Annotated in this window: 24 protein-coding genes; 15 read left to right on the forward strand and 9 right to left on the reverse strand. The window is 31.1% G+C overall.

Annotated elements, in window-relative coordinates:
* Window positions 1–19 precede the first annotated feature (19 nt).
* On the forward strand, window positions 20–442 hold the full coding sequence (locus tag ACEG17_RS04820; RefSeq protein ID WP_372582776.1) for a hypothetical protein: 423 nt from the start codon (window positions 20–22) through the stop codon (window positions 440–442).
* Window positions 443–608: 166 nt separating this feature from the next.
* On the opposite strand, the gene ACEG17_RS04825 is transcribed toward ACEG17_RS04820, so the two are convergent.
* Window positions 609–1610, reverse strand: a complete 1002-nt coding sequence (locus ACEG17_RS04825; protein ID WP_372582777.1) for an ABC transporter substrate-binding protein — start codon at window positions 1608–1610, stop codon at window positions 609–611.
* A gap of 363 nt (window positions 1611–1973) precedes the next feature.
* On the opposite strand from ACEG17_RS04825, the gene ACEG17_RS04830 reads away from it, so the two are divergent.
* The 5 genes from ACEG17_RS04830 to ACEG17_RS04850 all read left to right on the forward strand — a co-directional run bounded on the left by ACEG17_RS04830 (window position 1974) and on the right by ACEG17_RS04850 (window position 6564).
* Entirely contained in the window at window positions 1974–2441 is a 468-nt protein-coding gene (locus ACEG17_RS04830) for a CopY/TcrY family copper transport repressor (protein WP_372582778.1), read from the forward strand.
* A gap of 34 nt (window positions 2442–2475) precedes the next feature.
* Complete coding sequence (locus ACEG17_RS04835) at window positions 2476–4704, forward strand: heavy metal translocating P-type ATPase (RefSeq protein ID WP_372582779.1); 2229 nt, start codon at window positions 2476–2478, stop codon at window positions 4702–4704.
* 66 nt (window positions 4705–4770) lie between these two features.
* Complete coding sequence (locus tag ACEG17_RS04840) at window positions 4771–5028, forward strand: type II toxin-antitoxin system Phd/YefM family antitoxin (RefSeq protein WP_015768851.1); 258 nt, start codon at window positions 4771–4773, stop codon at window positions 5026–5028.
* A complete protein-coding gene (locus tag ACEG17_RS04845; protein ID WP_372582780.1) occupies window positions 5025–5399 on the forward strand; it encodes a type II toxin-antitoxin system death-on-curing family toxin in 375 nt (124 codons plus the stop codon). Before ACEG17_RS04840 ends, ACEG17_RS04845 begins: the two co-directional genes overlap by 4 nt.
* Window positions 5400–5580: 181 nt before the next feature.
* On the forward strand, window positions 5581–6564 hold the full coding sequence (locus tag ACEG17_RS04850) for an FAD-dependent oxidoreductase (RefSeq protein ID WP_372582781.1): 984 nt from the start codon (window positions 5581–5583) through the stop codon (window positions 6562–6564).
* Between the two features lie 174 nt (window positions 6565–6738).
* Here ACEG17_RS04850 and ACEG17_RS04855 read toward each other — a convergent pair whose 3' ends face one another.
* The 4 genes from ACEG17_RS04855 to ACEG17_RS04870 form a co-directional block, all read right to left on the reverse strand.
* Complete coding sequence (locus ACEG17_RS04855) at window positions 6739–7269, reverse strand: DUF5105 domain-containing protein (protein ID WP_372582782.1); 531 nt, start codon at window positions 7267–7269, stop codon at window positions 6739–6741.
* Between the two features lie 75 nt (window positions 7270–7344).
* Window positions 7345–8691: a magnesium transporter gene (mgtE, locus tag ACEG17_RS04860; protein WP_372582783.1), complete on the reverse strand. Its 1347-nt coding sequence runs from the start codon at window positions 8689–8691 to the stop codon at window positions 7345–7347.
* A 46-nt stretch (window positions 8692–8737) separates the two neighbouring features.
* On the reverse strand, window positions 8738–10084 hold the full coding sequence (mgtE, locus tag ACEG17_RS04865) for a magnesium transporter (protein WP_372582784.1): 1347 nt from the start codon (window positions 10082–10084) through the stop codon (window positions 8738–8740).
* Window positions 10085–10424: 340 nt separating this feature from the next.
* Window positions 10425–10928, reverse strand: a complete 504-nt coding sequence (locus ACEG17_RS04870) for a flavin reductase (protein WP_372582785.1) — start codon at window positions 10926–10928, stop codon at window positions 10425–10427.
* Window positions 10929–11109: 181 nt separating this feature from the next.
* Between ACEG17_RS04870 and ACEG17_RS04875 the strand changes: the two genes are divergently transcribed.
* From ACEG17_RS04875 to ACEG17_RS04915, 9 genes are all read left to right on the forward strand, one after another.
* Window positions 11110–13101 carry a TonB-dependent receptor gene (locus ACEG17_RS04875; protein ID WP_372582786.1) on the forward strand — a complete coding sequence of 664 codons (1992 nt, stop codon included), beginning with the start codon at window positions 11110–11112 and terminating at the stop codon, window positions 13099–13101.
* Between the two features lie 515 nt (window positions 13102–13616).
* On the forward strand, window positions 13617–14597 hold the full coding sequence (locus tag ACEG17_RS04880; RefSeq protein ID WP_372582891.1) for a FecCD family ABC transporter permease: 981 nt from the start codon (window positions 13617–13619) through the stop codon (window positions 14595–14597).
* A gap of 1 nt (window position 14598) precedes the next feature.
* The gene (locus tag ACEG17_RS04885; RefSeq protein WP_372582787.1) at window positions 14599–15399 is read left to right on the forward strand and encodes an ABC transporter ATP-binding protein; all 801 of its coding nucleotides are present in this window, start codon (window positions 14599–14601) and stop codon (window positions 15397–15399) included.
* 18 nt (window positions 15400–15417) lie between these two features.
* Window positions 15418–16281 carry an ABC transporter substrate-binding protein gene (locus ACEG17_RS04890; RefSeq protein WP_372582788.1) on the forward strand — a complete coding sequence of 288 codons (864 nt, stop codon included), beginning with the start codon at window positions 15418–15420 and terminating at the stop codon, window positions 16279–16281.
* A gap of 46 nt (window positions 16282–16327) precedes the next feature.
* Window positions 16328–17107 carry a DUF2470 domain-containing protein gene (locus ACEG17_RS04895; protein WP_372582789.1) on the forward strand — a complete coding sequence of 260 codons (780 nt, stop codon included), beginning with the start codon at window positions 16328–16330 and terminating at the stop codon, window positions 17105–17107.
* 6 nt (window positions 17108–17113) lie between these two features.
* Window positions 17114–18478, forward strand: a complete 1365-nt coding sequence (locus ACEG17_RS04900) for a radical SAM protein (protein ID WP_372582790.1) — start codon at window positions 17114–17116, stop codon at window positions 18476–18478.
* Complete coding sequence (locus ACEG17_RS04905) at window positions 18423–18938, forward strand: flavodoxin family protein (protein ID WP_372582791.1); 516 nt, start codon at window positions 18423–18425, stop codon at window positions 18936–18938. The genes ACEG17_RS04900 and ACEG17_RS04905 overlap by 56 nt, the downstream gene beginning before the upstream one ends.
* Window positions 18939–18968: 30 nt before the next feature.
* A complete protein-coding gene (locus tag ACEG17_RS04910; protein WP_372582792.1) occupies window positions 18969–19328 on the forward strand; it encodes a YbaN family protein in 360 nt (119 codons plus the stop codon).
* Between the two features lie 310 nt (window positions 19329–19638).
* On the forward strand, window positions 19639–20907 hold the full coding sequence (locus tag ACEG17_RS04915; RefSeq protein ID WP_372582793.1) for a hypothetical protein: 1269 nt from the start codon (window positions 19639–19641) through the stop codon (window positions 20905–20907).
* Between the two features lie 101 nt (window positions 20908–21008).
* Here ACEG17_RS04915 and ACEG17_RS04920 read toward each other — a convergent pair whose 3' ends face one another.
* The 4 genes from ACEG17_RS04920 to ACEG17_RS04935 form a co-directional block, all read right to left on the reverse strand.
* Complete coding sequence (locus ACEG17_RS04920) at window positions 21009–22964, reverse strand: PTS fructose transporter subunit IIABC (RefSeq protein ID WP_372582794.1); 1956 nt, start codon at window positions 22962–22964, stop codon at window positions 21009–21011.
* 101 nt (window positions 22965–23065) lie between these two features.
* Window positions 23066–23983: a 1-phosphofructokinase gene (gene pfkB / locus ACEG17_RS04925; RefSeq protein ID WP_372582795.1), complete on the reverse strand. Its 918-nt coding sequence runs from the start codon at window positions 23981–23983 to the stop codon at window positions 23066–23068.
* A 182-nt stretch (window positions 23984–24165) separates the two neighbouring features.
* Window positions 24166–25209 (reverse strand): alcohol dehydrogenase AdhP, encoded by a 1044-nt coding sequence (gene adhP / locus ACEG17_RS04930; protein WP_372582796.1) that lies wholly within the window; start codon window positions 25207–25209, stop codon window positions 24166–24168.
* 663 nt (window positions 25210–25872) lie between these two features.
* Window positions 25873–26430, reverse strand: a complete 558-nt coding sequence (locus tag ACEG17_RS04935) for an NADPH-dependent FMN reductase (RefSeq protein ID WP_372582797.1) — start codon at window positions 26428–26430, stop codon at window positions 25873–25875.
* Window positions 26431–26547: the final 117 nt, after the last annotated feature.

Genomic DNA, 26547 nt, shown 5'->3' on the forward strand with positions numbered 1-26547 from the left:
TAGTAGCGATGTGATTTTTATGGATAATATAAAACTTCAAGAAAAATTAAAAGCCGAGTTGTCAGATGAAAAAATAAAATTTATTGAAAAATATAGTATGGAAATAAATTCCAGAAGGCAATGGATAACTAGAAGAAATAATACACCAGAACGCTTATATTTTTCGCATAAATTTATTTCACAAAATAATATTTTAGAAATAGTTTTTAGAAAATATCAGCTTTGTTTTGCAAAATTGAAATATTTTAGAGCAAATATTGAAAAGTATGATTTTTATAAATATACTCCAAAAGAAGGTTTTATAAAGACGCAATTGTGGGATGTAGAATTTTTTTATCATAGAAAATCAGAAAAAATAATAGATTTAAGATATTTACAGCAAATAAGAAAAGTAGAAGATTTTTTGGAACTTATCGAATGGCTTGATAGTTTTGAAAAATAACAAATAAAAACTGGAGCTAAAAAAATTTCAATAGTTCCAGTTTTTTTATTGTTTTAAATTTATAAAATTTATTAGACTTGTTTGGAAATTTAATATTCCTTATCTTTTTACATGTAATATTTATTTTGTTATATTTCCAAATTTATACAGTTATTAAGCAAAGCTGTTAATTTTTTTTAGTTTCTACCATTTTAGCCTGCTTTAAAATACTGTCTGGTATTTTTATTCCTAATAACTGCATATTTTGCTTATTAATTTCAATCTGTAAATTTTTAACTGTTTCTATTGGAATTTCACTTGGTTTTTTGCCTTTTAGTAAAATTTCCGCTGCTATTTCTCCAGAACGGTAACCGATATTGTAGTCGGTAGTTCCTTGTGAAATTAGCCCTCCTGCATTTGAGTAAACGTCATTTGTAGCTAGAATCGGAACTTTTGCATTGTTAAAAACATCAAGTATTGCTGCAAAATATGATGCTACTGTATTATCTTGAATAGCATAGTAGATATCAATATTCTTTGAAATAAGATTTGCTGCGGCAACCATTTCTGTACCATTTGTAACAGCTTTTTCCACTACTGTGAATCCATACTCTCCTGCCAGTTTTTTCAAATTATTTACTTCAGAAACTGAATTTTGTTCAGACGAATTATAAATGATTCCTATTTTTTTCGCTTCTGGTAATAATTCTCTCATTAATTTTAAATTTTCTGTAATTGGGGCTGCGCCACTTGTTCCTGTAACATTAGGAATTCCTACTAGTCCTGCACTTTTTGGATCTGTAACTGAACCAAATATAACTGGTGTTTCTTTTCCAATCTGATTTTTAGCTGCTTGTGCAGTTGGTGTTGTAATTGCAAATACCAAATCTTTTTTGTCTGCTGCAAATTGCTGCATAATTAGAGTCTGATTACTCATGTCATTATTTGCAATTTTATCATCATAATCAGCCTTTACTCCGGCTTTTGCTAATGCATCTTTAAAACCCTGCTTTGCTGCATTTAATGCTGGATGATCTACAATCTGTGACAATCCAATCTTATAAACCTTTTCATTAACTTTGGAATCCTTTTTTTGTTCTTGAGAATCATTACTTTTTTTATTTCCGCAAGATAAAAGCATCCCTCCTAACATACCAAATAATAGTACACCTCTCATAATTTTTTTCATCTGTTTTCCTCCTAAAATAAATAATTTTTGAATCGTATTATTATTTTACCATATTTTTTAAAAATTTCCAGCATATTTTAATAAATTTATCAATTAGAGTAATTTAAAACAGGAAAAGAAAAAAGTAAATATTAAAATTACTAAATTTAAGTTTAGTAAAATAATTAATATTTTTACCAAAAAGATTAAATGAAATATTCGAGTTAAATAAAAATAATAGATATTTTGAAAAAGTCCTCTGTATTTATCTTTGTAATTTACTAATTTAAATGTTCAAAAAAATACTTGACAAAAAACGATTACTATTGTAAACTATATAATATAAAAAGATTACGAATGTAAACATTTGAAGGAGGTAAGAATGTGAAAGAAAACTGCAAAATCGATAAAAAACAACATATAACAGATGCAGAATGGGAAGTAATGCGTGTTGTGTGGGCAAATAGCGAAGTTACTAGCAAGTTTGTGACAGAGGTGCTTTGTGAGAAAATGAATTGGAAGCAGGCTACAATAAAGACGCTGTTAAATCGGCTGCTGGAAAAGAATATTTTGAAAAAGAGGGAAATTGGGAACAAATACATTTATTCGACGGATTTTACGGAAAAAGAAGTGGCTAACAGTTATATATTGGGAACTTTTGATAAAATTTGTAAAACAAAAGTTGGAGAAATGATAGGGAAAGTTATTGAGAACAGTGAACTGAGTTTTGGCGACTTGGACTTAATTTTAAAGGCTGTGGAGAAAAAGAGAAAAACGGCTGTGAAGGAAGTTTTGTGTGATTGTGTTGAAGGGCAGTGTAATTGTGAACATAGTGGACATAAGCATATTTAAAGATATATTGTACTAAATGAAGGAGGAAAAGATTATGGCAGAAAAAAACTATACAGTAACTGGAATGAGCTGTGCAGCTTGTGCCAATGCTGTGGAAAAGGCACTTAATAAAAATAATGATATTAACGCTTCAGTTAATATTGCAACTGAAAAATTGAATATTGAATATGATGAGAAGAAATATAATTTTGATAAAATTAAGAAAATAGTCGAGTCGGCTGGGTATGGACTGGTTGAAGATATGACGGAAGATAAAAAGCTGGAACTTTATCAGGAAAAAATAACAAGTTTGAAAAATCGATTAATTTTGGCAGTTATTTTTGTTGTTCCACTTTTATATATTTCGATGGGGCATATGCTTGGGGCAACACTTCCTGAATTTTTGAATCCTAAGGTAAATCCGCTTAATTTTGCATTGGCACAGTTTGTATTGACTTTGCCTATTATTTATGCTGGAAGAGATTTTTTTTCACATGGATTTAAAAATTTAGTAAGAAAATCTCCAACAATGGATTCGTTAATTGCTATTGGGGCAACAGCGGCAGTACTCTATGGAATTTACGCCACTTTTAGAATTGTAACTGTAGATCCTGAAGCGCATATGGATTTATATTATGAGTCAGCTGGTACAATTATTACGTTAATCTTGTTTGGAAAACTGTTGGAGGCAAAAACAAAAGGTCAAACTTCGTCGGCAATAAAAAAACTTATCGGACTTCAGCCTAAAAAGGCTAAAATTATTGAAAATGGAGTGGAAAAGGAAGTCCTGATTGAAAACTTGAAAGTTGGAGATATTGTAATTGTAAAGCCGGGAGAAAAAATTGCGGTAGATGGAAGGATTGTGGAAGGGTCGACTTCTGTTGATGAATCAATGTTGACAGGAGAAAGTTTGCCAGTAAGCAAAAAAGTTGGGGATAAGGTTGTTGGAGGAAGTATAAATAAAAATGGAAGTATCAGATTTGAGGCGACTGAAATTGGTAAAAATACAGTTTTGTCGCAAATTATAAAACTGGTTGAGGAGGCACAGGGTTCAAAGGCTCCTATTTCTAGAATGGCAGATATTGTGGCGGCGTATTTTGTGCCGATTGTTATTGGGATTGCGATAATTACAGGAATTGCTTGGTTTCTGAGTGGAAGTGGATTGGTTACTGCATTGTCGTTTTTCATCGCTGTACTTGTAATTGCGTGTCCGTGTGCATTGGGACTTGCAACACCTACATCAATAATGGTTGGAACTGGAAAAGGGGCTGAAAACGGTATCCTTATCAAAAGTGGAGAAGCTCTTGAAACAGCATACAAAATAAAAACAGTTGTATTTGACAAGACTGGTACGATTACGAAAGGAAAGCCTATACTTACTAATTTGATTGCTTATGGGAAATATAATGAAAATGAATTGTTAAAAATTGCTGCAAGTGTGGAAAATGATTCAGAACACCCATTGGCAGAAGCAATCGTAAACAAAGCAAAAGAGAAAAATATTGAAATTAAGCCGTATGAAAAATTTAGGGCAATGCCAGGTTACGGTATTCGTGCAACATTTGAAGGCAAGGAAGTTCAAATTGGAAATAGAAAATTGATGGAAAATCGAAAAATCAATGTGGAAATTTCTCAAAAAGATTATGATATTTTGTCGAATGAAGGAAAAACGCCAATGTACATTTCGATTGATAACGAATTTGCGGGACTTGTTGCAGTTGCAGATGTTATCAAGGAAACAAGCAAGGAAGCCATAGAAAAACTGAAAAAAATGGGAATCAAGACAATAATGCTAACTGGAGATAACGAAAAAACTGCCAAATTTATCGCAAAACAAGTGGGAATAGATGATGTAATTTCAGAAGTGCTGCCTAATCAGAAATCTCAAAAAGTAAAGGAACTTCAGGAAAAAGATGAATTTGTTGCAATGGTTGGAGACGGAATTAACGATTCACCAGCACTGGCTCAGGCAAACGTTGGAATTGCGATAGGAAATGGAACGGATGTTGCCATAGAATCAGCTGATATCGTCTTAATTAGAAACGATTTGAGAGATGTTGCGGGTGCAATAGCATTAAGTAAAGCGACAATCACAAATATAAAAGAAAATTTGTTTTGGGCATTCTTTTATAACGTACTGGGAATTCCATTTGCCGCTGGAATATTTTATGCATTTTTCAATGGACCAAAATTGGATCCGATGATAGCGGCTTTTGCAATGTCGTTTAGTTCAGTATCTGTTTTGGGTAATGCTTTAAGATTGAAATTTTTTAAAGTTAAATAGAATTTTGAAAAATAGGTTGAATTTATCCTACATTTATGATATTATACTTTATAAGAGGTGAGTAATATGAAAGTAGAATTAGATAACTTAGTTTCGATGAAAGAAGCTAACCAAAATTTTTCTAAAGTAGCAAGAATGGTCGATAAAGATGGAGCTGTTGTTATTTTAAAGAATAATATCCCAAAATATATTTTAGTCGATTACAATTTAACAAAAGAAGTTGAGAAAAAGCCAGTAAAATTTGCGGAAGATAATGAACTGGAAATGGTTTCTTCTAAGATTTTAAAAAAATATAAAAAAACATTTGAGGAATTGGCGAAATGATTCTTTTGTCCAAGAAACAAATAATAAAACTTCATTCTGAATTAGTAAAAGAGTTTGGAGGAATTGACGGTATTAGGGATAAAGGTTTAATTGAGAGTTCGATAAGTAATGTTTATCAATCTTACTTTGGAGTTGAGAAATATCCAACAATAGAAGAAAAAGCTGCAAGATTATGTTATAGTTTTATCAAAAATCATGCTTTTTTAGATGGAAATAAGAGAATTGGAATTTATGTTATGATGGTTCTCCTTGAATTAAATGGAATTAGTTTAAGTTGTTCTGATGATGAACTTACAGAATTAGGATTAAAAATAGCAGATTCTAGTATAGGATATTTTGAAATTCTTGAATTTATCTATAAATTTCAATGATGATGATAAATAATATTGTGTATTTTTAAATAAGGCTGTTCTAAAACGGACAGTCTTTTTATTAAATTAAAAATTTAAATATTGACAATTTTAGAAAATTATATTAAAATAAATTGTAATGATTACAAAATTAAATGAATTATTATGAAATAAATAAAAATTAAATTTGGAGGTATGGAAAATGGATTTTAGCTTGAATCTTGGTGCTTTAGATGAAGGAAAATTAGTAAAAATTGATGAAAATAAACTTTATGATGTAACTGTAGTTGGTTCTGGGCCTGCGGCTGTCTCTGCAGCAATTTATGCGGCTAGAAAAGGGCTTAATGTAGCGATGGTTGGAGTGAAAATTGGTGGACAAGTTCTTGATACAAATGAAATTGAGAATATTATCGGAACTATTTTGACAACTGGAGCTAAATTTGCAGAAACTTTGGAAAAACATTTAAAAGAGCATGAAATTGCATTTAAAGAAGGGCATTTAGTAAAAGAGATAAAAGAAGACGGAAAAGATAAGATTTTGGTAACTGATGATGGAAAAAGTTATAAAACAAAAACAGTTATTGTAGCAACTGGAGCAAAACCTAGAAGTTTAAATATTCCTGGAGAAGCCGAATATGTTGGTAAAGGAGTGCATTACTGCTCAACTTGTGACGGACCTTTTTATAAAGGGTTAGATGTGGCTGTAATTGGTGGAGGAAATTCAGGTGTGGAAGCAGCGCTTGACTTATCTGGAATTGCAAAATCAGTTACACTAATTGAATTTATGCCAGAATTAAAGGCAGATAAAGTTTTACAGGAAAAATTAGCTGAGCAGCCAAATGTAAAAACTATTTTAAATTCTGCAACAGTTAAAGTAAATGGAAATGAATTTGTGGAAAGCATTGTTTATAAAAGCAGAGAAACTGATGAAGAAAAAACATTGAATGTAGAAGGTATGTTTGTGGAAATTGGGTTGTCACCAAGAAGCGAAGTTGTAAAAGACTTGGTTGAAACAAATAAAATTGGAGAAATTGTAATTAATCCTGAAAATAATTCAACTTCTGTGGCTGGAATCTTTGCTGCGGGAGATGTTACAAATATCAGACAAAAACAAATTATTATTGCAATGGGAGAAGGTGCAAAAGCTGCATTAGGAGCATTTGAGTATCTGATTACAAAATATTAATTATTAAAAAATAGGAAAAATGAACTGCATCTAAAATCTTGAACACAAGATAAGAGGTGCGGTTTTTTTATGAAAAAATTTAAAAAAGAAGATTAATGAAATTACTTATTTTCATAAAAAAATACTCCAATTAATTAAAATTAGAGTACTTATAATGATAAGAAAATTCATATTTTAATTAGCAATTCCAAAAGTAATTATTTTAAAAAATTCTTCATTTTCATCACTAATTACCCAGTCTTTACCATTTTTTACATATTTTACATCTAGTGTTTTTTCTAAATATTTTAAATCTTTGCTGTTAAATTTCTCGTTAAAGAATTCTTTTCCAACTTGCATAATTTCTTTTTGTAAATCTTCGTTATTTTGGGGCATGGATTTAGACATTCTTTCAGAGAGCCTAGTTTGAAGTTCACCTATATATGAAGATAAATTGGGAGCTTTTACAGTGACATTTATTGTAGCGGTGTTTCCTTTTGACTCGACTTTATTAACTTTGTAAGTTATTTTTTTCATTCCTTCACCGTATACTTTGCTAAAATTTTCTAAAATAGTACTAACATTTCCTTCAGATTTGCCAAATTTTGACATATCTCCTGATTGGATTATTTTCATTTTTTCCTCAAAAGCTTTTTGTGCAGGATGAGTTCCACAGCTTACTACAAATAAAAGCATGCTTAGTAAAATTAAAATTTTTGCCTTCATAAATTTCTCCTTCAATTTTTTCTACATTGTACTATGTTTATATAATTTTATAGACAGTATTTGATTAGATTTATATTATTGAAGGTTTTTTAGAAGCATTGTTGCAAATTTAAAGTAGATAATAAGTGTTACAGCATCTGAAATAGTAGTTATTAAAGGAGTTGCCATAACAGCTGGATCTGCTTTTAAAATTTTTGCTCCAAGTGGAAGCAATGCTCCTACTATTTTTGAGATTATTATTGTAAATACAAGAGTTATTGAAACAATAAAGGCGATTGTCGGATTTATTTTTTCTAAAGTAATTAGTCTTACAAAATTTAGAACTGATAGGACTATAGAAACCATAATACCTATTGAAAATTCTTTTCTAAGTACTTTGAATGCATCTTTTGGAGAAATTTCCCCTAGTGCTAGTGAACGGATTACAACAGTTGAAGATTGTGATCCAACATTTCCTCCACTTGACATTAACATTGGAATAAATGCTGTCAAAATAATTGATTTTGCAAGTACTTTTTCATATCCCTGTATTATATTTCCTGAAATTGTGTCAGAAATCATAAGGACTGCAAGCCATCCAATTCTTTGTCTTGCCATTGTAAAAACGCTTGTTTTTAAGTAGGAATCATCAGTAGAAGAAGTAATCCCCGCCATTTTATGAAAATCTTCAGTAACTTCCTGATCGACAACATCCATTACGTCATCTACTGTGATAATTCCTAAAATTCTGCCTTCATGATCTACAACGGGCATAACGATAAAATCATATTTTTTGAACAAATCTGCAACAACTTCCTGATCGTCATCTGTATGAACACTTACAAATTTTTTGTTCATAATATCTTCAATTACTGTATTATCTTTTTTTGCAATTAATTCTTTGAGTGAAAGTACTCCCTCGAGTTTTCCATTTTCACTTGTAACATAGCATGTATATATATTTTCTTTATCTTTTCCTGTTTTTCTTAATAATTCAATTGCTTCTGAAACAGTCATATTTTTTTGAAAATCGACATATTCAGTTGTCATAATGCTTCCTGCTGAATTTTCAGGATACTTTAATAGTTGATTTATTAAATGTCTGTCTTTTTTATCAGTATTTTTCAATATTTTCTTTACAACATTAGACGGCATTTCTTCAATAATGTCAACAATATCATCAAAGTATAGTTCGTCAAAGATTTCACGTGTTTCAATATCAGTCGATGCATGAATAATCATTTCTTGACGTTCTGAATCCAAATATGGAAATACATCTGCCGCTTTATCTTTTTTTAACAGTCGAAAAATCATTATCACAAGTTCAGGCGATTTGAACTGGTTTAATATATCAGAAATTTCAACTGTATTTAATTCATTTAATTGTTTTTTTATTTCGAAGTATTTTTTTTCTTTTAAAAGAGCTTCAATTATTTCTTTCATTTTTCCTCCTTACTTTCCTATTTTTTTATTTATAGATACTTAATATTTATTTTATGATGTTGCTCAAAAATATAGTTGCAAATCTAAAATAGATAGTAAGAGTTAAGGCATCAAGTATTGTAGTTATTAATGGACCTGCCATTATTGCTGGATCCATTTTAAATGTCTTTGCAATGATGGGCAAGAAAGCACCTATTATTTTTGAAATTATAACTACAAAGACAAGAGTTACCGAAACTGTTATGGCAACATTCAAAGGGGTTTTTGTCAAAGATATAATCCTTAGAAAATTAATTGCTGCCAGAACAATGGCGACTATAAATGAAATAAGAAACTCTTTTCTTAGTATTTTAAAAGTATCTTTTATATTGACCTCTCCTAATGCTAAGGCACGGACTACAATGGTTGAAGATTGTGCTCCTGCATTTCCTCCAGTATCCATAAGCATTGGGATAAATGAGGAAAGTATAACTACAGACTGCAGTACATCCTCGTAACTTTTTATAATTCTTCCTGTAAATGTGGCAGAAATCATAAGCACAATAAGCCAGCTGATTCTCTGTCTTGCCATAGTAAAGGCGCTTGTCTTAAGGTAAGACTCCTCAACTGGTGAAATTCCGGCCATTTTATGAAAATCTTCTGTTGCTTCCTGTTCCACAACGTCCATTATGTCATCAATTGTAATTATCCCAAGAAGCCTATTTTCATCATCTGTAACTGGAAGAACAATAAGATTATATTTTTTTATTATTTCAGCAACTTTTTCCTGATCGTCGTTTGCGTGTACACTTATTACATTTTTATTCATAATACTTTGGATGGGAACGTCATCTTCGCTTGTAATAAGTTCTTTTAAGGAAATTACCCCTTCCAGTTTTCTAACTTCATCAATTACATAACAAGTATAAACATTTTCCATATCTTCAACAGTATTTCTGATTTTTGAAATTGCTTGAGATACAGTCATATCCTTTTTTAAATCCATGTATTCAGTTGTCATAATACTTCCAGCTGAATTATCAGGATATTTTAGTAATTGGTTTATCAAATGTCTATCTTTCGCATCGGTATTTTTCAAAATCTTTTTTACTACATTTGATGGCATTTCTTCAATAATATCAACAATATCATCAAAATAAAGTTCATCAAATATATTTTTTGTTTCGACATCAGTCATAGTGTTAATAATCATTTCTTGATGCTCTGTATCCAAATATGAAAACACATCCGCTGCCCTGTTTTTGGAAAGTAGCCTAAAAATCATTATTAATTCAGAAGATTCAAACTGATTTAACAGTTCTGAAACTTCAACAATATTTAATTCATTCAAATATTTTCTAATTTCAAAATATTTTTTTTCATTTATAAGTGTTTGAATAGTGTTGTTTTCCATCGTTATCTCCTTTCTTTTTTGCAATTTGTTAAAGTTTTTTACTTCTTATGCAAATTAAAAATTAGGAGAATAACAACACGAAGAGATTCCCTTTATTTGCATAGATTAGTAAATTTTAGATTATTCAGTTTCTCTTCCGGGACTTCTTCGTTCAAAACATTCACCTCCATAAAATATAAAATCAGCATAAATTTCTAAAAAAATGAACTTTATGCCCATAAAATTTTATCAGACAAACCAATGATTGTCAATAAATTTCTAAGAAATTTCTTTTAATAAAAAAAGGGACTCAATTTAAGAGTTTCCCTTTAATCATAATTATTTATGCAGATAATAAAAATCAGTCTTTTACGTATATTTTTTTTACCCTTCCTGTATAAACTATATGAGGCTCTTCTTTTGTGTATAGTTTTTCAGGTATGCTCTTATCTATGAAGTTTTCAGGTTTTATATCATCTATATATAATTTTTCGGCTACAATAACTAATTTTGCTTCTTCAAATGCAGGCACACCATCTAAAAATATTGGATTAAATCCAACTTCTGCAATTTTATCTACATCTCTTCCTGATTTCAGTCCAAGTACATGAAGTTCCTTTTTATAACCACTAAAAAAACTTAAAGAAAAACAATTTTGCTCATCTACAAATTTTTTAGTATATCTTGTAGGTCTTATATAAACTGAAATAACAGGGCCTCGCCAAAGATAGCCCATCATTCCCCACGTGACAGTCATCGTATTTATCCCATTCTCATCTCCCGCCGTAACAAGGCTCCAGTCCTTACCTGTACTTGTAAAAGGATTTAAATCAAAATCCTGAATTTTAATCTCATGAAATCCCATTTCTAACACCTCCGAAATCTTTTATTAGAGTTTCAAGTATTTTTATTATAACATATTTTTTGAAAAAGTAAATATTGACATAAATAATATTTTATAGTAAAATATTTTTATTATCAAAGTATTTTTGGAGAAAAATTAACGGAAATTAAAGAATTTAATACACAGGAATGAGGAGGAAAATATGTTAAAAAAATTAGCAATTTTAAGTTTTATTGTAGTTGGAATGATGGCATTTGGAGATGATAATGACACATTTAATGTAAAATTGGAAGAATCAGTAGTAACAGCCACAGGATTTGATGATGTGCAAAGCAATCAAATTAAGAATACTACAATTGTAACGGCTCAGGATATACACAATAAAGGATATAACACTATAGAAGAGATATTGAAACGTACACCAGGTATAAATTTTGTTAATAATGGATTTGGATATATTGTGGATGTAAGAGGACAAGGAGTTCAGGGAGCTGCTAAAAATGTAAAAGTTCTTGTGGATGGGTCTCCTTTAAACATACTTGATATGTCGCATGCAATTTTACCTCTAAATTCAATTTCAGTTGAAGATATTGAAAAAATAGAAATTATTAACGGTGGAGGGACTGTACTTTACGGTGGAGGAACTGCTGGTGGAGTAATTAACGTAATTACAAAGAAAACGCAAGAAGAGCCTGTAAAAAATAAGGTTTACTATCAAAATAGTTCATTTGACACAAATAAATTAGGTTTTGGAACAAGCATAAAATTTGCAGATAATTTCTTGTTAGATTTGGGATATGAAAATATTAATGGAAATGGGTATAGACAAGGTGATAAGAGAGATGGCGAAAATCTAAGAGGTGGATTTACATATAACATCAGTGATAATCAGACATTAAGATTTAAAGCCACAAAATACAAGGAAGAATCAAAAGAATCCGACGGTATAACTAAAGCACAGTTAAATAATGATAGAAAACAGGCAGGAACAACTTTGACAGAATCTGATTTGGATAGAACAGAATACAGCCTAAATTATGAAATCAAGCCTACTGATAATTTAACTTTCTCGTTGTTAGGATACAATCAGAAAACAATTAGAGATTATGATCAGGAAGCTCCAGCTGGAAGAATGACTCATAAGACTGATGGACAGTTTAAAGATAGAAAAACTGGAGTTGACTTAAAAGGTAAATATAACTATGGTTCAGGAAATGTAATCTTTGGATACGAATATATAAAAAATAATTCAAACAGAAGTTCTTATGGTGCAATGTATATGAGAAACAGAAGATTATTCCCAACATCTACTATAGACATTGATTTGCAAAAAAATACTCATTCAGTATTTGTTCAAGGAAGACACTCTCTTACAGATAAGCTTGAGGGAACTTTAGGTTATAGATATGAACATGCTGATTATGATATTCACAGAACAGATGGAAGAAATGTTATAAATAAAAACACTAAAAAGAGTAACAATGCTTATGAAACAGGATTAAACTTTAAATATTCTGATACGGGAAATGTTTATGCAAAATATGAAAGAGGATACAGATCTCCAAGTCCAACAGAAATGGTTGATAAATCAATTACAAGAGGATATGTGCTAAACAATCTGAAGTCTGAAAAATACGATACTTATGAAATTGGTATAAAAGATATGATTGGACCTTCATTTGTAAGTTTGACAGGATTCTATACTAAGAAAAATGACGAAATTTTAATTGATATGCCAAGCGGACATGGATTAAACTGGACATATAAAAACTTGCAAAAAACAGAAAGAAAAGGTTTAGAACTATTTGCAGAGCAATATTTTGGGACATTTAGAATAAATGAATCAGTTTCTTATGTAGATGCAAAAATTAGCAAAGGTGCAGATAAAAACAAAAAAATACCTTATGTATCGAAAACAAAAGCAACTTTAGGAGCTAATTATGAAGTGTTGACAGGATTAAATCTGACAGCCGATCTTAATTACTTCTCAAATTCCGTAGATGGAAACTATGAAAAAATAAAAGGTTATTCTACAACAGATTTAGGAATAAGTTATGCTCATAAAACAGGTTTAGGAGTACAAGCAGGAGTTAAAAACGTATTTGATAAAAAATATTACAGATATAAAAATGGAGATTCATATATCCCAGAAGCTGAAAGAACATATTATGTTGGTGTAAGTTACAACTTCTAAAAATAATTTTAAATATGGAAAGTGGCAGTCAAGCAATTGTTATAAAGTTGTTTGGCTGTATTTTATAAACAAATAAAATTGTTAATTTTTATAAGGTACAGTTGTTAATAAGTATTTTTTTGAAATATTCCCAAATTTTATTTTGGAAAGTAGTCTAAACATTTATTGTTTGGATAAACCTGAATTATTACGAAAACGAAACTCGCTGATGCTCGCTTTCGCAAATAAAGATTAGAACAACTCTATAAAATATATTTGCTATGAAGGTTCTGGCGAAAGAAACACATAAATGTGTTTAGTCGTTTTCATTTCAAAAAAATCACGACGATTTTAGTTTAATTACAACAGTTATTTTAATAAAAAATCCTTAAGCAAGATTGTAAAAAAATGGAATTAATAGTCTTAAATAAAAAAAGATTAATATAAATTAAGAAAAAATATTAATAAATGTAGATAAGGAATAAAAGATGAAAATTGAAAGTAGAAAAGTAAAATATAAAAAGTGTGACAGTAATATGTGGAAAATGTATTCTGGAATAACAATTTTTATAATTATAGTGGCATTTTTGTCTTTGAAAATAGGAACTGTGAATATTTCGGCAAAAGATATATTTAGAAGTTTTTTAGGCGAGAAAATGAGGGATGAATCGATGAAATCAATAATAATTGATGTGAGGTTGCCGAGAATTATTATGGCAGTGCTGATTGGGATGTTGCTGGCTAGTTCGGGGACGGTTGTGCAGTCGGTTTTTCAGAATCCGTTGGCAGATCCTTATATAATTGGTATTTCGGCTAGTGCTACGCTCGGAGCTGTTATTGCGTATGTCCTTAATTTTCCTGATGTTATGTATGGAATTTTTGGATTTATTGTATCGGTTATCGTGGCGTTGATAATTTTTAGGATTTCGAGAAGCAGGACTAGGACCGATGTGGCTGTGCTTCTAATAGTTGGGATTGCGATTTCGTCTTTTTTAGGGGCATTTACGTCGTTCAGTATGTATCTGATTGGGCAGGATTCCTTTAGAATAGTAACGTGGATGATGGGATATATGGGAAGTGCCTCTTGGCTGAAAATCGGAGTTCTTATGATACCTCTTGTAGTTTCTGTTGTTTATTTTTATTTGAAAAGATATGAAATGGATTTGTTGATGAGTGGGGATGAAGAGGCACATTCGCTTGGAGTGAATGTGGATAGGCTGAAAAGGAATTTATTGATTGTTTCGGCACTGATTGTCGGTTTTTCTGTGGCATTTACTGGAATGATAGGATTTGTTGGGCTTATTGCGCCGCATACGGTAAGGCTCGTGCTAAAAAGTGGAAGCAATACTAGGCTACTGCCTTTAGCAACATTGGGTGGAGGGCTGTTTTTGCTAATTTGTGATACGATTGGACGAACAATTTTGGCACCGACGGAAATTCCGATAGGAGTGGTAACTTCATTTTCTGGAGCACCATTTTTTCTATATTTGGCGATAAGAAGGAAAAAAGGTGGATAGGATGAGTAGTGGAAATAATAATTCAGAAATTTCGATAAAAAATGTAAGTTTTAGTTATGATAATTCCCAAAAAAAGATAATTGATGGATTAAATATAAATATAAAAAAAGGTGAATTTGTCGGGATTCTTGGTGCAAATGGGAGTGGAAAATCGACACTTTTGAAAATGATTTTGAAATATTTTCCTATAGAAACTGGGAATATTGAAATTTCTGACAAAAATATCAGTTTGTATAGTCCTAAGGAAATGGCAAAAATAATAAGTTTTGTTCCTCAAAAGTCGGCTTTGAATATGCCGATAAGTGTAATTGAAATGGTTTATATGGGACGTACGCCACATATTAAGAATAAGTGGACTGGGTTTGATAAGGGAGATGAGCGAAAAGTAAATGAGATTTTGGAAAAATTACGGCTTGAAAAATTTAGGGACAGATCGATTTTTTCACTTTCGGGTGGAGAATTTCAGCGTGTTCTGCTGGCAAGGGCATTAGTGCAGGAAACGAGGATTATTTTACTGGATGAGCCGACTTCTGCATTGGATATGAATTATGCTCTTGAAATTATGAAACTTACGTCGGATTTTGTGAAGGAGAAAAAGATTACGGCTGTAATGGTTTTACACGATCTGAATCTGGCTTCGATGTACTGTGATGATGTGATGTTTTTAAAGGATGGAAAAATTGCATATTCAGGGAGTCCAAAGGAGCTTTACAAAAAGGAGATTTTTTCTGAAATTTATGGATTTGAATGTGAGATTGTGGAAAATAATGAACTTTTGTATGTAATACCTAAAAAAATTTAATAGGAAAGGATTGGAAAAATGAAAAAAATAATGAAAAATTCTTTTTATTTGGCATTGCTAATTATTTCAATGTTTATAATTTCTTGTGCAAAGAAAAATGCTGAAAATGGTAAAAAGGAGGAAAATAAAAAATATAATAGGATTGTTGTGCTGGATCCTGCGACTGTTGAAATGATTTATATGCTTGGAGCAGAAGATAAAATCGTGGGAGTTGCTAATTTGGAGCGTTCAAAGGTATGGCCTGAAGAAAAGGTCGCAAAACTTGAGAGTGTGGGAACTTTTATAAAGCCGTCGCTTGAAAAAATAATTGCCCTAAAGCCTGATTTGGTTATAATGTCAGCTCTTACAGGCGAAGAGCTGAATAATGGGCTTAAATCAAATAACATTGAAGCAAAAAGAATTCAGGCAAATTCGATAGAAGAAATATTTACCAATTTTATGGAAGTAGCAAAAATGCTGGGGAAAGAAAATGAAGCAAATAAAATAATTGCTGAAAAAAGAGCAAAGCTGGAAGAAATTAAAAAGATGGCAGCGATCAATAAAAAAGGGCTGTTTGTTATGTCAGCTTCACCGCTTATGGTGTTTGGAAACGATAATTTACCAAATGATATAATGAAATTGCTGAATATTAAGAATATCGCAGAAAATCAGAAGGGGAGAAATCCAATTGTAACACCTGAATTTATAATGAAGGAAAATCCAGACATCATAATTACATTATTACCAAACCCATCTCAAATTGTGGCTACAAATCCACAGTTAAAAAATGTGAATGCAATAAAAAACAGCAAATTTATTGTTGTAAATTCATCACAGATTTTAAGAGGTTCGCCAAGAACTATTGATCAGATTGAAGAAATTGCAAAAGCGGTTGCAAAGTAAGAATTTGAGGATGATTTATTAAATCAAAATAGAAGGAGTGAAAAAAATGGATATAAGCATAGAAAGAATTTTGGATCACATGAATAACGATCATGGAGATGTTTTACCTTTGTATGTAAGGCATTTTTGCAAGAGAGAAGATGTGAAGGAAGCAAAGCTGATTGATGTGAATGAAGAGGGGATGACTTTGCTTTTGAACGGCAATGAGAGAGTTCAGATTAAATTTACGAAAAAAATTGATTTTAAAGGAATCCATCTGGAAATGATAAAGATGGCAAAAATTGCGAGAAAAGCCTTGAATGTACCTGCACCCGAACATTACAAAGATAAGGGACATCAGGAAGAGGAAAAAATGAAAATGGAAATAAGTGATTTTATTGGAAACTTTAAATCAGTTATAATTGGAACTGTGTCGGAAGAAGGAGAGCCGAATGCAAGTTATGCACCATTTTTTAAATATCATGGAGACAGTTACTTATATGTTAATGAAACAGAAGCATATTTTGAAAGTTTTAAGAAAAATGGAAAGGTAAGTTTACTGTTTATTCAGGATGAAGGACAGGCAATGGTGCCATCAATGAGACAAAGAGTTACATATAATGCAGAAATTCAATTTTTAGAAAAAAATGATTACTATAACGAAATTTTGGACGAATTTCAGAAAAATGACTTTTCAATACAAATGACTAGAAATGTGCCAGTTTTTCACTTGGTAAAAGCAAAATTAATAAGCGGAAGATATGTGAAAGGACCTAGACAGGCTTTTGACATCACAAAGGACAGAAGGATCGTGGAAGTTACGCTGGAAGTGTCTGAAAACAACTGAAAAGAAATGCCAAAGGAAATGCAAAAAGGTAAAATTTCAGAGTCAAATTTGGAAGAACAGGGAATTTTTCCAAAGAGATTTAAGTCACATAATGATTCGGTAGGGATTGTGTCAGATTATTTTCGGAAAAATAAGAAATTTGGAACAGAAGCAGAACTGCTGGAAAGAATGCAGAAACCTGCGGAAAATGAACTTGGAACAATTTACGTCCATACTCCATACTGCGATAAAATCTGTTCATTTTGCAACTTGAATCGAAAGAAGATTGATAATGATTTGGAAGATTACACAAGTTTTCTTGTCTCAGAGTTCGAAAAATACGGAAAAACGCCTTATATGAAAAGTAAAAAAATAAATGTAATTTTCTTTGGCGGCGGAACACCGACTATTTATAAGGAACATCAGCTGGAACGAATTTTAAAGGCTATAAATGATAACTTTACGTTAACAGACGACTGTGAATTTACATTTGAAACAACATTGCATAACTTGAATCCAAAGAAAATAAAAATTCTAGAAAAAGGCGGAGTAAATCGGCTAAGTGTCGGAATTCAGACTTTTTCTGATAGAGGAAGGAAGATTCTGAACAGGACTTTTTCAAAGGAAGAAACTGTAAAAAGACTGAAAAACCTTAAAGAGAGTTTTAGTGGAATGGTTTGTACTGATATAATTTACAATTATCCCGATGAAACGGTTGAGGAGGTGCTGGAAGATGCGAGAATTGTTAAGGAGCTCAAAATTGACAGCACAAGTTTTTATTCACTTATAATTTATGAAGGCTCTCAAATGTCTAAGGATATACGAAATAACACGCTGGAGCTGAATTATGAACTGGAAAAAGACTTTGAACTGCATGACGCTTTTCTTAAAAGTATGCTTGAAAGTGGAGATTATGAAGTGATGGAGCATACAAAGATTGTTAGAAAAGGAAGAGATGAGTATAGGTATATAAGAAATACACATCAGGGGAAGGATATTCTGCCGATTGGAGTAGGTGCAGGTGGTAAAATTGATAATTTTGAAATTTTCAGATTGAGTCAGGACAAAACATTTTATGCGATTTCTTCAAATGAAAATGAGAAGAAAATGAAAAGGATAAGCGGGCTTTTACAATATCCAGAAGTTTATTTTGACAAATTAAAAGAATATGTTTCAGATGAAATTTTTGATGAGATTTATAAGATTTTTGAAAATTTTGAAAAAAAAGGATACTTGAAAATTTATGACACCCACACAGAACTCACTCTAGAAGGAATTTTCTGGGGAAACAACATAAGTGCGACAATATTAAAAAAATGTTTAGGAGGTACAAAGGATGTCAAGTCTAGTAGTCTTTTCCACATCAACAGGAAACACAAAAAAAATAGCTGATGCCATTTTTTCAGCTTTAAAAGACAAGGATAAAAAAATAGTAAATGTAAATGAAGTAAACATTGTAGATATCAATGAATTTAAGAGAATCATCATTGGAGGCTGGATTGATAAAGGAGAAATTGATGAAAAAGCCAAAGAATTTGTGACTAAGTTAAAAAATAAAAAACTTGGACTTTTTGTAACAATGGGTGGAAATCCAGAAACAGACAGGGCAAAAAACTGCTTTCAGGAAATAAAAAAATCATTGGAAAAAAATGGAAACATTGTAGAAAAAATATTTATATGTCAAGGTGCAATTGACCCCAATCTAATAAATAAATTTCGTGAAATGACAAAACAAGGTATAGCAGGGCCTTTTGCAGCAACTCCAGAAAGAGAAGCCAGATGGGCAGAAGCGGCAAAACACCCAAACGAAAAGGATATTGAAAATGCTAAGAGAATATTTGGAGGATTGTAAAATTAAGAATAAAAATAAGGGGGGTAAATTGTGAAAATAATTTATGTAATTGCAGGATTACTGGCAGTAGCCTTGGGATTTATAGGAGCTTTTCTGCCAGGGTTGCCGACGACACCATTTTTATTATTAGCTAGCTTCTGCTTTGCAAAAGGCTCAAGGCGATTTGACAGATGGTTCAAATCAACAAAGCTGTATAAAAACTATCTGGAAGGCTTTGAAAAAAATAAAAGTATGAGTTTAAAAGCCAAAATAGGAATATTACTTTTTTCAAGCGGAATGATGCTATTTCCAATAATTAAATTTAGTAATCCTTATGTAAGAGGCATATTTGTTTTGCTGGAAGTTTTTAAATATTATTATTTTATTTTTAAAATAAAAACAAAATTTTAAGACAAGTGAAACAAATGTCTTTCTTTGCATCCTTAACTTGTTTGATGCTATTTTTATTATATTTTTCATTTCATAAAGTCATTATAAATTCAAATAAAAGTTGTAGTCTAGTCGTAGGTGCAGGATTTGTGGCAATAAGCATTCCTGAGAAAACTAAATAAAGAAAAAATTTAAAAATTATAAAAAATATTTATTAGTAATGATTACTTGATATATTTCAAATAAAAATAATACTTAAGAATAAATTTTTTTTAAAATATGATATAATAACAAAAAAAATTAGTAAACAAAAATTGGGGAAAATAAAGAGATGAAAAATTATTTAAAAGGTATAAATCAAAGACTTGGAAATATTTTTATAAATGTTCGGACTTTGGAGGAATTGGAAAAAAAGACAAAAAGTGTGGTAAATGAAGAGGAGAATGTATTTGAGTACAATCAGAATGTTAAAAAAGTTAATGATTTTATAAAAAAGGGAGAATTTAAAAGGGCGAGAAGTGTTTTGGAAGAGATGAAGGGGCTTCATCGGATGGGGTACTATGAGCTTGGGAAGTATTATTATTTTTGTGAGAGGGATTTGAGCAAGGCAGAGAGCAATTTGTATATTGCATTTGAAAATGGGATTATAAAGGCTGGATATTGTTTAGGTCTGTTAGAGGGAAAGAGCGGAAATATAAACTTGGCTAGAAACTGGTATGTTACCAGTTTTAATTTTTCTGAGAAGTCTGTTATGAAGCTGTTTTATTTTGCGATAAGAGAACAAAATTTCTGGGCAATAGATGGATATTTTTATTATTTGTTGCAATACGGCGAGAGTGCTAAAAATCTGTATGAATTTGCCAAATATTATTTTTGGAGAAATGATGCTGAAAAAATAAAGGAAATTCAGAATAAACTGCTGAATGAAAGCCAGATTTTGTATTTAACAAAAGAAATTTTATATAATGTCGAATGTATGCTCGGAGATGAAAAGAGCAGGGAATACATAAAGTTTGTGGAAAATGCTAAAAATCTTGAAAAATTGGGTGAAGTTGAGAAAGCGGAGAAATTTTATAAAAAATCCGTTGAATACAACGAATATGGAAATGTAGAAATAGCTAAATTTTATGGAAAATTCGCAGAATCTGATAAATATAAAAAGTTAAAAGAAATTTTTAAAAATAATTTTTTAAGAGAAATACGTTCAGAAGTATCTTATCAGCTTGGAAAGTACAGTGAACATCAAAACAATCTTTACGATGCGATAAACTGGTACGAAATATCTGCAAAAAATGAGAATTATAAATCTTTCTATAAACTTTCAAAATTACAAAATCCAAAATTTTCTGAAACAGAAACAAATTTACAGAATAGCTATTATAAATATTTAAAAAGCTCTGCAGCTTTAGGATATGCACGAGCAATGATTGAAGTGGCACTTGATTCTCATTTAAACAGTCTGGAAAGTTTTGAGATGGCAGAGAAGATTTTGACACAGAATAATGTTTTTGAACTGACAAAGGCAATAATGAATGAGGCAAAAATGATTTATTTTGGAGATGAAATTAAGGAAGTTCTAGAAATAAATTACGAAGAGTAGAATACAAATACCATAAAAATACTGTTTGAAAATGAGAAGAAAAGAAAAAACCGTTTTAAATGAATTAATCAAATAAAGCGGTTTTTTGTTTATTTTTTAAACTAATCTTTTTTTATAGATGGTTTCAAGAATCCAAGTACTATAGCCGCAATTACACTTCCAATTAGAATTGCAATTAAATACATAAGGAATCCACTATGCCCAGCTGCATTTTTACTTAATCCCATTACCAAAATTCCACCATGAGGTGCAGGTATTTTAATTTGGAATAATCCCACCAAAGCTCCAGTTATTGCTGATCCAATAACACTTGCTGGAATGACTCTTGCTGGATCTGCCGCAGCATAAGGAATTGCTCCTTCAGTTATAAATGATAATCCCATAATATAGTTAGTCAATCCTGCTTCTTTTTCTTGCTCAGTAAATTTATTTTTAAAGATTTGTGAAGCTAGTGCGATTGCAATTGGAGGAACCATTCCACCAGCCATAACTGCTGCCATTGGGAAAGTTCCGCCACTAGTCATAGTAGCCGCTGTCAATGTTCCTGTTCCAAATACATAGGCAACTTTGTTTATTGGGCCTCCCATATCTACAGCCATCATCCCTGCTAGTAAAGCACCTAATAAGACTGCACTTGCACCTTGCATTGAAGCTAGTCCATTATTCATCCATACATTTAATGCAGTTGCTAATGGGTTGACTACTAGCCACATAATTGTACCTGTTATTAATACTGAAAATACTGGATAGAATAAAATCATTTTTAGTCCATTTAACGCTCTTGGAAGTCCTGCAAAAGCCCATACTAGGAATTTAACCACATATCCTGCTAAAAATCCACCAATTAATGCTCCGATAAATCCTGAAACAGGACCATCTTTAATTATAGGAGTTGTTGCTAAGAATCCTGCAACTAATCCTGCAGATAAAGCCGCTCTTTCACTAATGCTATAAGCTATATATCCACCTAGTATTGGTAAGAAAAGTCCAAATGCTGCTTTTCCAACTGTCATTAATAATTTTGCCAATTCGTGTGTTGAACCAAAATCTTTTCCTGCATTTGCATGCCCAGTTAGTGTATCAACCAAGAATGCCAACGCAATCAATATTCCTCCGCTTATTACTAATGGAAGCATATAAGAAACTCCGCTTAATAAGTGTTTGTAAAGTCCTTTTTTCTCAGATGAAGATGATTCAGAAGAAGATGCAGAAGAATTACTTGCGTGGAAAATAGGGGCTTTCCCATCTAAAACTTGTTGAATTAATGCTTTTGCATTGTTAATTCCTTCTTTTGCCTCGACTTGAATTAATGGTTTACCATCAAATCTGTTAACTTCAATATTTCTGTTAATTGCTAAAATTACACCTGTTGCTTTTTTTATATCTTCATCAGTTAAGACATTTTTTCTTCCATCAGCACCATTTGTTTCAACTTTTATATTTACTCCCATTTCATCAGCTGCTTTTTTAAGTGCTTCTGCTGCCATATAAGTATGGGCAATTCCTGTTGGACAGGCTGTTGCTGCGATTATATAAGGAGCATTTTCATCAGATGAAGTCTGTACAGGTTCTTCTTCTTTCTTTTCTTCCTCTGCAAATTTCTCTGCTTCAGCCTTGTTAATAATATCCAATACTTCATCAGCAGTTTTTGCATTTTCTAATGCTGCTTTAAAATCGTCATCCAGCAATAACTGTGATAATCTTGCAAGTGTTTCGATATGAGTATTGTTCGCACCATCTGGAGCTGCAATCATAAAGAATAATGTAGCAGGTTCTCCATCCAATGAATCATAGTCGATTCCTTCAGGTTTTCTTCCCATAGCAAGTGCAGGTTCTTTTACAAACTCTGTTTTTGCATGTGGAATTGCGATTCCTTCCCCAATTCCAGTTGAACTTTGTTCCTCTCTTGCCATCAATGCTTTGACATAGCCGTCATAGTTATTTAAGACACCTGTTTTTTCATGCAGTTTTGCAAGTTCTTTAATAACATCTATTTTATTTGTAGATTGTACATCTAGTTTTATTCTATCTTTAATCAGTAAATCTGATATTTTCATCTTTACACCGTCCTTATTAGTTTATTTTTATTTGACATATTTTTTATTCTATCATAGTAAAACCACTTTAAAACTGGATATTTTAGTTTAAGTAGTGTATTTTAAAAAGTTTCCTTTGAAATTTCAATTTCGTCATACAGCTTATTTACTAAATCTTTTTCTGCAAGTCCATAAGAATAAGCTGTTGCACTTCCTGAAGCAACTGCCAGCTTAAATGAATCCTCTGGAGAAAGGCCTTTTACAAATCCAGCAATAAATCCTGCAACCATAGAATCTCCAGCACCAATCGAGTTGATTAATTGCCCTTTTGGAACGGATGCCTCTAATACGAAATCTTTGTTTACAAGCAATGCTCCTTCGCCACCTCTGGAAAGAATAACATTTTTTACGCCTTTGTCCAAAAAGAATTTACATTTTTCGACAATTTCAGCTTTTGTTTCCAATTTTTCATTAAACATTTCCCTTAGTTCGTGAATATTTGGTTTTACAAAAAGATTATTGTGAATGTTGTCTTGCAGTAAGTTTCCTCTTGTATCAAGTACTATTTCTACATTTGCTTTTATGTTTTCAGATAATTCCTTGTAAATTTTGCTACTGATTGAAGATGGGATACTTCCAGATAATACAAGGATATCTCCGTCTTTTAGATGGGAAATCTTGTTAGTCAGCTCCTGTAATTTTTCAGATGTGATTTCTGGTGAGACACCGGTAAGTTCTGTTTCCTTGTCATTACCATTAACTTTTACATTGATTCTAGTATTTCCTTCAAGTTCCACAAATTCAGATTTTATGTTGTCTTTTTTTAAATCTCTGACAATAAAATCTCCGACAAATCCAGCCACAAAGCCAATTGCTGTAGATTCTACATCCAGATTTTTCAATACTTTTGAAACATTAATACCTTTTCCTCCAGCCCTATAATTTACTTCGTGAGCAAGATTTAAATGTTCAGCCTGTAAATCATCTTTCAGATACATATCATAGTCCAATGCTGGATTCAATGTCAATGTGTAAATCATCATTTTCCTCCTTAAAATTAAATTTTTAATATCTTATTTTTTACTATATATTTATATCATTTGCTAATCAAAAAGTCAAACAATTAAAAAATATAAATATAAATTAAAAAACTGCATTTTTAGTCTTGTTTGTTTTCAAGCTTCCAAATGCAGTTTATTTTGATTGTTTAGATAGATTTAGATTAATGTTTATGTCCGCAACCACAAGAATGTGAGTGCATATCGATTACCATACGTCCCTGAATTTTTCCTTCTTCCATTTCTTTAAAGATTTCAGGAGCTTCATCGATAGTTCTTGTTTGAACTACAGGAACAACCAATCCTTCTGCTCCGAATTGGAATGCTTCTTTTAAGTCTTCCCTTGTTCCAACAAGTGATCCAATTACTTCGATACCATCTAATACTGTTTTTACGATTGGCAAGTCCATAGTTTCTGATGGAAGTCCAACTGCAACAACTTTACCAGCAGCTCTTACTGAATCAATAGCTTGATTAAATGCAACTTTTGATACAGCAGTAACTACAGCAATATGAGCTCCAATTCCACTTAATTCTTTAATTTTTGCAACAGGATCTTCTTTTTTACCATTTATAATATAATCAGCTCCAACTTCTTTTGCAAGTGCTAGCTTGTCATCATTTATGTCAACGGCAATTACATGAGTATTAAATACTTTTTTAGCATATTGAACTGCCAAGTTTCCTAATCCTCCTGCACCGTAGATTACTACCCATTGTCCAGGTTGAGGTTTTCCAACTTTTATTGCTTTATAAGTTGTAACTCCTGCACAAGTGATACTGCTGGCTTGAGCTGGATCCAGCCCTTCTGGAACTTTTACTGCATAATCAGCTGTAACTATACATTGTTCAGCCATTCCTCCGTCAGCAGAATATCCTGCGTTTATTACCTCTCTGCATAAAGTTTCTTGTCCATTGATACAGTATTCACATCTTCCACACCCTTCAAAAAACCAAGCAATACTTACTCTATCTCCAGGTTTTAGTGATGTTACACCCTCAGCAACTTCTCTTACAATTCCAATTCCTTCATGTCCCAAAACTCTTCCTGGCACTTTTCCAAAATCTCCATGAGCCACGTGCAAGTCAGTATGGCAAACACCGCAATATTCCACATCAACTAATGCTTCTCCCGCTTTTAGCCCTCTTAATTCTTTTTCTACAACTTCTATTCCAGTTCCTTCTTGATTAACTACTACTGCTTTCATTATACTATTTCCTTTCTATTTAAAAAATTCATATTAATGTATGTGAATATGTTCACATAATAATATATACCCTATAAAATTAAAAAAGTCAAATATTTTTTAATAATTTTTTATTTTAAAAATAATATATAAAAAAAAGAATTATTTCTAATACTATAAAAATTTAGAAATAATTCTTATATTTATACTCAAACTTACTTAAATTTAAACTACTAAAAATTATATAAATTTAGGGTTTGTGTAAAATAGTTATAACTTTTGAGTTTAGTTTTAAAGCAGTTTTACTATAATATTATACTAAACCCCATTTAAATAACAAATTCGTCAAAAACTTTTTTAATAAAGGATATAAACCTAATATTTCAAATAATCAAGATATTTAAAAAATAATAAAAAACAATTTAATTGAATGATTATGAATTAGCTATTAAATAACCTTATTATAAAGATTTATTCCTATTTTCAAATAAAGTTTAAAGATAATTTATTTAATAAATTCCAAAAACTTTTTTAATAAAGGATATAAACCTAATATTTCAAATAATCAAAATATCTAAAAAATAATAAAAAACAATTTAGTTGAATAATTTATGAATTAACTATCAAACAATCCTACTATAAAAATTTATTCCCATTTTTAAATGGGATTTGGTATAAAATTTTTTATTTAATAAATTCCAAAAATTCTTTTACTTGTTTTTTCAAGGCTTCTTTATGTTCATCAGTAAGAGTTAAAACTCCTGTTTGCCATGCTTCTGCTGGTACGACTAAACCTGTTCCAATTCCTTCCATTGGATTCATACGGATGTAAGCAAGCAATGTTGAAAGATTTTGTCTTACAAATTTTCCTTCTGTAGAACCTGCGATACTGCTTACAGTTGCTGGTTTTCCTGCGATAACTGTTGGTGTCTCTCTATCGAAGGCTACTAATGGACGAGATAACCAGTCGAGTACATTTTTAAGTATAGCGGGGTAAGAACCGTTGTATTCTGGTGAGACAACCCATAATGCATCTGCTTTTTCAGCTTGGCTACGAATATTTTTGACTGCCTGTGGTGCTGGAAATTCTGTATCTTGTTCTAATAAAGGAACATCTCTGTAATTTAAGAATTCCACATTTGCTTCTTTTTTTAATTCTTCTGCAATATAATCTGCAACTGTTTGGTTAAATGAATTTTTTCTAAAAGATCCTACGATTAATAATACTGTTTTTTTTGACATTTTGTTTCCTCCATTTTTTATTGTTCTAAAATTATATTTTGATAACTAAATTTGGCATGTTAAGTAAAAATTTTTGAAAGTTAGAAAAAATGAGTTTATTAAGTTTAATTCTAAAAT

Source organism: Leptotrichia hongkongensis (assembly GCF_041538065.1).
Taxonomy (GTDB): domain Bacteria; phylum Fusobacteriota; class Fusobacteriia; order Fusobacteriales; family Leptotrichiaceae; genus Leptotrichia; species Leptotrichia hongkongensis.

Bases quoted from the DNA above. Each gene is read 5' to 3' on its own strand.
- ACEG17_RS04820 (WP_372582776.1), top strand. From the start codon at position 20: ATGGATAATATAAAACTTCAAGAAAAATTAAAAGCCGAGTTGTCAGAT.
- ACEG17_RS04825 (WP_372582777.1), bottom strand. From the start codon at position 1,610: ATGAAAAAAATTATGAGAGGTGTACTATTATTTGGTATGTTAGGAGGG.
- ACEG17_RS04835 (WP_372582779.1), top strand. From the start codon at position 2,476: ATGGCAGAAAAAAACTATACAGTAACTGGAATGAGCTGTGCAGCTTGT.
- ACEG17_RS04840 (WP_015768851.1), top strand. From the start codon at position 4,771: ATGAAAGTAGAATTAGATAACTTAGTTTCGATGAAAGAAGCTAACCAA.
- ACEG17_RS04845 (WP_372582780.1), top strand. From the start codon at position 5,025: ATGATTCTTTTGTCCAAGAAACAAATAATAAAACTTCATTCTGAATTA.
- ACEG17_RS04850 (WP_372582781.1), top strand. From the start codon at position 5,581: ATGGATTTTAGCTTGAATCTTGGTGCTTTAGATGAAGGAAAATTAGTA.
- ACEG17_RS04855 (WP_372582782.1), bottom strand. From the start codon at position 7,269: ATGAAGGCAAAAATTTTAATTTTACTAAGCATGCTTTTATTTGTAGTA.
- mgtE (WP_372582783.1), bottom strand. From the start codon at position 8,691: ATGAAAGAAATAATTGAAGCTCTTTTAAAAGAAAAAAAATACTTCGAA.
- mgtE (WP_372582784.1), bottom strand. From the start codon at position 10,084: ATGGAAAACAACACTATTCAAACACTTATAAATGAAAAAAAATATTTT.
- ACEG17_RS04870 (WP_372582785.1), bottom strand. From the start codon at position 10,928: ATGGGATTTCATGAGATTAAAATTCAGGATTTTGATTTAAATCCTTTT.
- ACEG17_RS04875 (WP_372582786.1), top strand. From the start codon at position 11,110: ATGTTAAAAAAATTAGCAATTTTAAGTTTTATTGTAGTTGGAATGATG.
- ACEG17_RS04880 (WP_372582891.1), top strand. From the start codon at position 13,617: ATGTGGAAAATGTATTCTGGAATAACAATTTTTATAATTATAGTGGCA.
- ACEG17_RS04885 (WP_372582787.1), top strand. From the start codon at position 14,599: ATGAGTAGTGGAAATAATAATTCAGAAATTTCGATAAAAAATGTAAGT.
- ACEG17_RS04890 (WP_372582788.1), top strand. From the start codon at position 15,418: ATGAAAAAAATAATGAAAAATTCTTTTTATTTGGCATTGCTAATTATT.
- ACEG17_RS04895 (WP_372582789.1), top strand. From the start codon at position 16,328: ATGGATATAAGCATAGAAAGAATTTTGGATCACATGAATAACGATCAT.
- ACEG17_RS04900 (WP_372582790.1), top strand. From the start codon at position 17,114: ATGCCAAAGGAAATGCAAAAAGGTAAAATTTCAGAGTCAAATTTGGAA.
- ACEG17_RS04905 (WP_372582791.1), top strand. From the start codon at position 18,423: ATGTCAAGTCTAGTAGTCTTTTCCACATCAACAGGAAACACAAAAAAA.
- ACEG17_RS04915 (WP_372582793.1), top strand. From the start codon at position 19,639: ATGAAAAATTATTTAAAAGGTATAAATCAAAGACTTGGAAATATTTTT.
- ACEG17_RS04920 (WP_372582794.1), bottom strand. From the start codon at position 22,964: ATGAAAATATCAGATTTACTGATTAAAGATAGAATAAAACTAGATGTA.
- pfkB (WP_372582795.1), bottom strand. From the start codon at position 23,983: ATGATTTACACATTGACATTGAATCCAGCATTGGACTATGATATGTAT.
- adhP (WP_372582796.1), bottom strand. From the start codon at position 25,209: ATGAAAGCAGTAGTAGTTAATCAAGAAGGAACTGGAATAGAAGTTGTA.
- ACEG17_RS04935 (WP_372582797.1), bottom strand. From the start codon at position 26,430: ATGTCAAAAAAAACAGTATTATTAATCGTAGGATCTTTTAGAAAAAAT.